Annotated in this window: 4 protein-coding genes and 2 pseudogenes; 5 read left to right on the top strand and 1 reads right to left on the bottom strand. The window is 36.2% G+C overall.

All coding sequences use genetic code 11. From position 1 onward, the window contains the following. Window positions 1-299: 299 nt before the first annotated feature. Window positions 300-557, bottom strand: a complete 258-nt coding sequence (locus tag PS053_RS23050; protein ID WP_256878409.1) for a replication regulatory protein RepA — start codon at window positions 555-557, stop codon at window positions 300-302. A 350-nt stretch (window positions 558-907) separates the two neighbouring features. Here PS053_RS23050 and PS053_RS23045 point away from each other — a divergent pair. The 5 genes and pseudogenes from PS053_RS23045 to PS053_RS23025 form a co-directional block, all read left to right on the top strand. Beyond that, window positions 908-1,201 (top strand): annotated as a pseudogene (locus tag PS053_RS23045) (IS4-like element ISEc60 family transposase); the annotation flags it as partial. Next, window positions 1,191-1,846: pseudogene (locus PS053_RS23040) on the top strand (IS1 family transposase); the annotation flags it as partial. The pseudogenes PS053_RS23045 and PS053_RS23040, both read left to right, overlap by 11 nt. A gap of 174 nt (window positions 1,847-2,020) precedes the next feature. Next, window positions 2,021-2,593 (top strand): hypothetical protein, encoded by a 573-nt coding sequence (locus PS053_RS23035; protein WP_256878408.1) that lies wholly within the window; start codon window positions 2,021-2,023, stop codon window positions 2,591-2,593. Between the two features lie 599 nt (window positions 2,594-3,192). Beyond that, window positions 3,193-4,413: an HlyD family secretion protein gene (locus tag PS053_RS23030; RefSeq protein WP_273775025.1), complete on the top strand. Its 1,221-nt coding sequence runs from the start codon at window positions 3,193-3,195 to the stop codon at window positions 4,411-4,413. Between the two features lie 92 nt (window positions 4,414-4,505). Next, the gene (locus PS053_RS23025; RefSeq protein ID WP_420703705.1) at window positions 4,506-6,530 is read left to right on the top strand and encodes a peptidase domain-containing ABC transporter; all 2,025 of its coding nucleotides are present in this window, start codon (window positions 4,506-4,508) and stop codon (window positions 6,528-6,530) included. The last annotated feature ends 8 nt before the right edge of the window (window positions 6,531-6,538 follow it).

The following is a 6,538-nucleotide window of genomic DNA, read 5'->3' as shown; positions in this document are numbered from 1 at the left end:
ACCATCCTGCACTTATGCTGCGCAGAAGGAGTGAGCACAGAAAGAAGTCTTGAACTTTTCCGGGCATATAACTATACTCCCCGCATAGAGCAACAGCTTCTATGCGGTTTCTTGTTAGCCCCGGTAATCTTCTCAGTCGCCAAACTTGTCGAAGATTATCGGGGTTTTCACTTTTCTGGCTCCTGTACATCCACATCAGAACCAGTTCCCTGCCACCTTATGGTGTGGCCAGCCATAAAATTCCTTAAACGATCAGTAATCTAGCATTGACAGAAAAAACTAGCAAGAATGTGATCCCATCACATCATATTCCGGTGACAGACCTCTTTCTCGATAAGCCTTTCTATCAACTCTGCCTGAGTTACCCCTTCCTCTGCGCACAGACTGGTAAGGTAGTTTTTTAGCTCTGGTCTGACGAAAACCTTGATCTCTTTACATACAGATCGTTTGCGCGCAGAAGCTGCTCTCTGTCGTTCTGCTTCACTCAAAGGTTTACCCTTTCTGTATGCTCGTTTTGCGCCAGATGAGGAAGTCACTGTATTTTCTGTCTGCAACATCTCGCCTCCTCAATTCTCAAACAGGGATCGTTTCGCAGAGGATACTACAGTTTTTTGAAATCAGCGACTTGAAAGTTGTGACGATGATCTGTGTTGGCGCACAAATCATGTCTGATTACGACCGTTTAATGTGATTTTGATAATGAAATGACTGAAAAGCTGGAAATGCCTTAATCAGGATGCCGGCCCCGGACGGGACCGCTGTTTCTGGCATGTCGGGTGTCTGCCCCTGAAGTACCTCACACTTCCGGAAAGCGGGGACTTCCGCTGAGGAATCCCCAGAAAACAAGACAGGCATAGTGAGATGTGATCTAATTGATTGTGCTAACAATTTCAAGGAGATCACCACTATGCCTGCACGTTCATTATGCCAAAATTTCCTTAACAACATACTGGCCCCTTTGCATCTTTACCGTCAAAAATCACTGATTGACGCAACTAATGCTGTAATAAATGGCGCTTCCCTCACACTTACCAGTATCGGGCGTCATTTAACCGATACGGCATCAGTTAAAAACAAAATAAAGCGGGTGGATCGACTGTTGGGGAATCGACATTTGCAAAATGAGGTTTCCACCATTTTTCAGCGAATTACCCAAAAGATTACGCGGGGAATGTCTCGTGTTGTGATACTCAGCTCGGGTTTACCGCCATGGTCAGAACCCTAAAGGCCGTGACAGATTTCGCTGCCGTGACTGCCACCGTGTGTTTCAGCTCACTTATACTTATCAAGCACGTAAGCCGGGAATGAAAGAGCTGATCACTGAAATGGCCTTTAATGGTGCCGGGGGTCGCGATACCGCCAGGACACTGAAAATTGGTATTAACACCGTCATCCGGACTTTAAAAAACTCGCGCCAAAGCGAATAACTTCTTCACCTGTTGCCCATGCTGATGTGGCGCTTATCTGCGAGCTTGATGAGCAATGGAGCTACGTTGGCAGTAAAGCCCGGCAACACTGGCTCAGGTACGCGTACAACACCAAAACAGGCGGTGTACTGGCCTACACTTTTGGTCCCCGAACCGATCAAACGTGCCGGGAGCTACTGGCACTGCTTACACCCTTCAACATCGGCATGCTGACCAGCGATGACTGGGGCAGCTATGGCCGGGAGGTGCCGAAGAATAAGCATCTGACCGGCAAAATATTCACCCAACGCATTGAGCGTAATAATCTGACGCTACGCACCCGCATTAAGCGGCTGGCTCGTAAAACAATCTGCGTCTCACGCTCAGTTATCCACGAAAAAGTGATCGGAGCGTTTATCGAAAAACACATGTTCTACTAATTGGATGCACTACCAACAGCCTCAGTATGAGGCATCATCAATTTACCAAAAGCGATACAAAAAATTATGTAACATGCTATTTAAAAAAAAATTTTTTTTTACAAAATAACATTATATAAACCTCGGTGCATGAGTAAAGATAAGTTCTCTGGTTATCTGTGAGAGCATGTTATTATGAGAGAATTAACTATTGAAGAGTGTAAAAATATTTATGGTGGTGGTGTTGGCCTTGGTGAAGCACTAGAAACTGTTATTGATGGCATTGTTGAAGCCACCCATGCATCTGAAGGGGCCTTGTCCTTAGCAGAGGCTCTTGGGGCTTTTGAAGAAAAAGGCCCGACAGTATCAAAATATACGACAGATCAAGATGTATTACATATGGATGTAGATATAGCAAATAATTATATGCATGAATTACAGACACATAGCGGAAGTGAAAAAATAACCGATAGTGACCGAGAAAAAGCCATTGATGCATTACAAAATGATGGGCGAGTTTATTTTGATCCATTAGAAAATAAATTTGAAGCTTTAGGTGGAAGCCCCGAACATGGCACAGTCACTCAAGAGGCACTTAAGGAGCCTGATACACATAAACTCTATGAGTATATAATGGAACAAGATATAAAGAATGTTCATTCAAGTGATCAAGAAACTAAACATAATGCATTGGAGTCTATTAAGAATAGTACTCGAGAAGGAGCTTATCATTACGATGTAACACAAGGAAAGTATGTTTTAGGGTGAAATAGTACTTTTTAAGTATATTAATAATATAGCCATTTTATAAAAGGTACTGTGATTTCGTTTCAGAAATCACAGTACCATATTAGATAGGAGCTTTAACACTTGCTTGTGGTTGGGAAGTTGTAGCTTTTTTTCCAAGCTGGAATGCCAGTTCATCAGCCCAGATTGAGAAGTAATCTGAAACAGAACTTTTAGAAGCACAGGTGTACTAATAATCCTTTTGATAAGCTTAAAATTAGTTTCCGCCCTCTTCAGAATATAAAGATTGTGAGAGTGTAAAAATAAAATCGGCCATAACACCAGTTTGAATTGCATTATTCTTTTTGTTAATTTATTATCAATTCTGTAAGTTTATATGATGGTTTGCATACCCCAAATCATTGGGTTTGGAAATAACTCTTCTCTTATGTATGCATGGTTATTAGCTGTATGTTATCAGTTTTGTCTCATAATAAAGAGATTCATAATCGGGAGTTATAACTGGCAATGCATTAAAAAACAAAGTTGCAATTGTATTATTTTCATAAAAGCATGCTGTTATATAGATTAGCCAGACAGTATGGCTTAGTTCGTTGATAATGGGAAGTAAAATAAGTCTTATGGATACTTGCAGAGAAAGAAGGAAGGATGTTTTTGGGGATTTATATCTACCTGAAAATACAAAAGTAAAATATTTGATATGGTTATTCTTTTTTATCGCAACCGTAGTTGGATTGTTTCTTTCGGTTTCTGATTACACTCAGAGATATAATGCATTAGGTATTATATATCCAGACAAAGGAACCTATTCTATTAGTAGCGACAGAAATGGAATAATCAAGAACATCAAAGTAGTTGATGGTATGCATATAAATAAGAGTGATGTTCTTTTTATGGTCAACTCAAGCCATTCCAGTAGTAAATATATAAATAATGAAGATAGCTATGATAAGTTACTGGGAGAAAGCGCTAATATTATAAATAAAAGCAATGAAGATGAAATTTCCTCTTATAAGAAACAATTAGATTTAGTAAATGCAGAGATTGAATCTAAAAACAATAATTTAACAACATTACTTGCTCAAAACAAACTAATTACATCATCTTTGAACGTTAATCAAGAAGTATATAATAAACTGGAAAGAGCGTATAAAAATAAGATTGTGACTATTATTGACAAAAATAATGCACAATCTCAACTAATGGAGAGCGTACTTCAACAATCATCTTTGCAGCAAGCCATTCATGAAGAAAAAGAAAAAATAACAGATTTAAAAATACAGAAATCCAGTTTAGAAGAAAAGATAGAAGATTCAAAATCAAACAACAAGGAAAAAGAAATTAACAATATGATAAACTCTTATAATAATACTGAAAAATATGAATATACGCAAACATCTCCAGTTCAAGGAACAATAACATCTATAAATAAGCAAGAAAACGCTCAGGTAAAGGAGGGGGAGTATATACTCTCGATAATACCTGACGATTCGAAATATGATGCGATCATATTTATTTCTCCAGATATAGTGGGGAGGGTAAAATTAAATAGCAAAATAACTTTGCATATCGACTCTTATCCTTATCAACGCTTCGGTGTAGTAACCGGGAAAATAGAACACATATCAAATATACCGTTGAGCATTGAGAATATATATAATAAATTTAACGTAAAAATTAATACTCCATCATATATAGCCATGGCGAAGATAGAATGCAATAACAATATAAAATTAATACCTGACATGACACTCAAAGCTAATATACCATTAGAGACAAGAACTATATTTAAATGGTTATACTCTTCATTATTTAAAAATGAAATTGGGATAAGTATTTAATGTATATAAGCAAACTTAATTTTAGCATCAGAAAAAAATTCCCTCTTCACTTTCAAAATGAGGATAAAGATTGTGCATTAACATGCATAAAAATGTTAGCAGATTATTATAACAAGGAGCATTTATTTAATGATTTAATTAAAAAATCAAATCATAATAAAAGTTTCTGGTCCGTAAATGATATTGTGTCTGCTTTACGCACACTTGGAATGAATCCGAGACCAGTTCGTCTCGAACTGGATGAGATAAATTCATTAAGTATCCCATCAATATTGCACTGGGATATGAATCACTTTGTCCTGCTGGTTGGCAAGAAAAAAAATAAATTAATAATTCATGATCCTGAAAAAGGCATTCGATATTTATCTTTGAAAGAACTAAATAATTCTTTTACTGGTATCGCAGTTGAAGTATACAATGACAGGATTGTATCTGAAAAAAAAAGAGCTTTCAAAGAAAACAGGGTTGTGTATTATTTTTTTATGGCTATATCTCTTGGTCGTAAAAACTTTATATACTTATTTATTCTTATACTCCTGTCAGAAGTTATAAATATAACATTACCACAGATAATTCAACTAATATTGGACAATGTTATTGTTAATTCAGATTACCAATTATTACTGACCGCAATTACATTTTATTTGTTTTTGAATGTAATTAATGCGGGAGTTGTTGCTACACGTGACTGGTTAATAATCTGGCTTAATGCAAACATAAACACTCAATGGGGGATTAACTTTTATAACAGACTTGTGATCTTAAAAAGAAATTATTTTTCTAACAGAAGCGCCGGGGATATCTTATCAAGATTTAGCTCACTGGAATATATCAGGAATGTAATTATATCAAAAACAATGACATCTCTTTTAGACTTCTTTATGGCTATAGGTGCTCTTATTATAATGTTAACATACAGTTTAAAGTTGACGCTTATAGTTGTCTTCTCTACAGGTATTTATTTCTTACTGAAAAGCTTATACTATGGGGCTGTGAAGTATTTCAATCTTGGCACAATAAGAATAAAAGCGCAACAACAAAGCGCATTAATAGAGGCAATAAAGTATAACCAAACTATAAAACTATACTTTGATGAATACATGGCGTCCGGAAAATATGCTGACAACTTAATTGAAGGAGTCAACATTAAAACACAGATGGATATATTAAATATTATTTTTTCCTCATCCAACAGAATAATATCTGCAGTGAAAAATATATGTATACTTTACTTTGGTGGGATATTTGTAATGAAGTCTTCATTTACGATTGGTATGCTTATTGCGTTTATCTCCTACTCTGAGCAGTTTAGCAGAAGAGCAATTAGTCTAATTGATTTCTTTGTGCAGATGGGAATTATCCGCATTCATATTTCTCGAGTGTCTGATATCTCTGATGCTGACTATGAACCAATCACTGCTGATATATCAAAAAAAGTACCGTCGCCTCTAAGTATTGAATTTAATAATATTTCAGTTAAGCATCCAGATAAAGAAAGCAATATATTAAATAAAATTAATTTTAAAATTATGCCTGGAGAGACTGTTATACTCAAAGGGGCGTCAGGATGTGGTAAAACTACGTTGCTGAATGCTATTTTAGGACTAGTTGATATATCTGGTGGGCACATATCCATTACGGAAAATGGTATAAACAAAAGCTGCATCGATGTCAGAAAAATAACAGGGGCCGTTCTGCAAGGGGACTCATTATTAAATGGGACGATAATATATAACATTACCTTTAATGATTCCAGTCCATCAAAAGATGTAATAGAGTTAACCAAAATGATTGGTATTCATGATGTAATAGAAAGTCTTCCTATGGGATATCATACAACAATAAGTGATTCTAATAATGTACTATCAGCCGGGCAGAAGCAAAAGATATTATTGGCAAGGGCTATGCACAGAAACCCTCAATTATTAATACTGGATGAAGCAACAAGTAATCTTGATGCTGAATCTGAACATCAGATTAGTCAGGCGGTATCATCGCTCAAGTGCACAAAAATTATTGTAAGCCATAAAGAGGAGTCATTTAGTCTAGCAGATAAAGTTGTGACAATTGAAAATGGTATGATTGATAATATACTTGAATTAAAACAGGGACTATGAAATGTAAT

The organism is Escherichia albertii (assembly GCF_028622335.1).
GTDB classification, from domain to species: domain Bacteria; phylum Pseudomonadota; class Gammaproteobacteria; order Enterobacterales; family Enterobacteriaceae; genus Escherichia; species Escherichia albertii.
This window is presented reverse-complemented; position numbering and strand designations above follow the sequence as displayed.

What these genes read in the sequence shown, in the direction of transcription:
- PS053_RS23050 (WP_256878409.1), bottom strand. Translation starts at nt 557, where the DNA reads ATGTTGCAGACAGAAAATACAGTGACTTCCTCATCTGGCGCAAAACGA.
- PS053_RS23035 (WP_256878408.1), top strand. Translation starts at nt 2,021, where the DNA reads ATGAGAGAATTAACTATTGAAGAGTGTAAAAATATTTATGGTGGTGGT.
- PS053_RS23030 (WP_273775025.1), top strand. Translation starts at nt 3,193, where the DNA reads ATGGATACTTGCAGAGAAAGAAGGAAGGATGTTTTTGGGGATTTATAT.
- PS053_RS23025 (WP_420703705.1), top strand. Translation starts at nt 4,506, where the DNA reads ATGTTAGCAGATTATTATAACAAGGAGCATTTATTTAATGATTTAATT.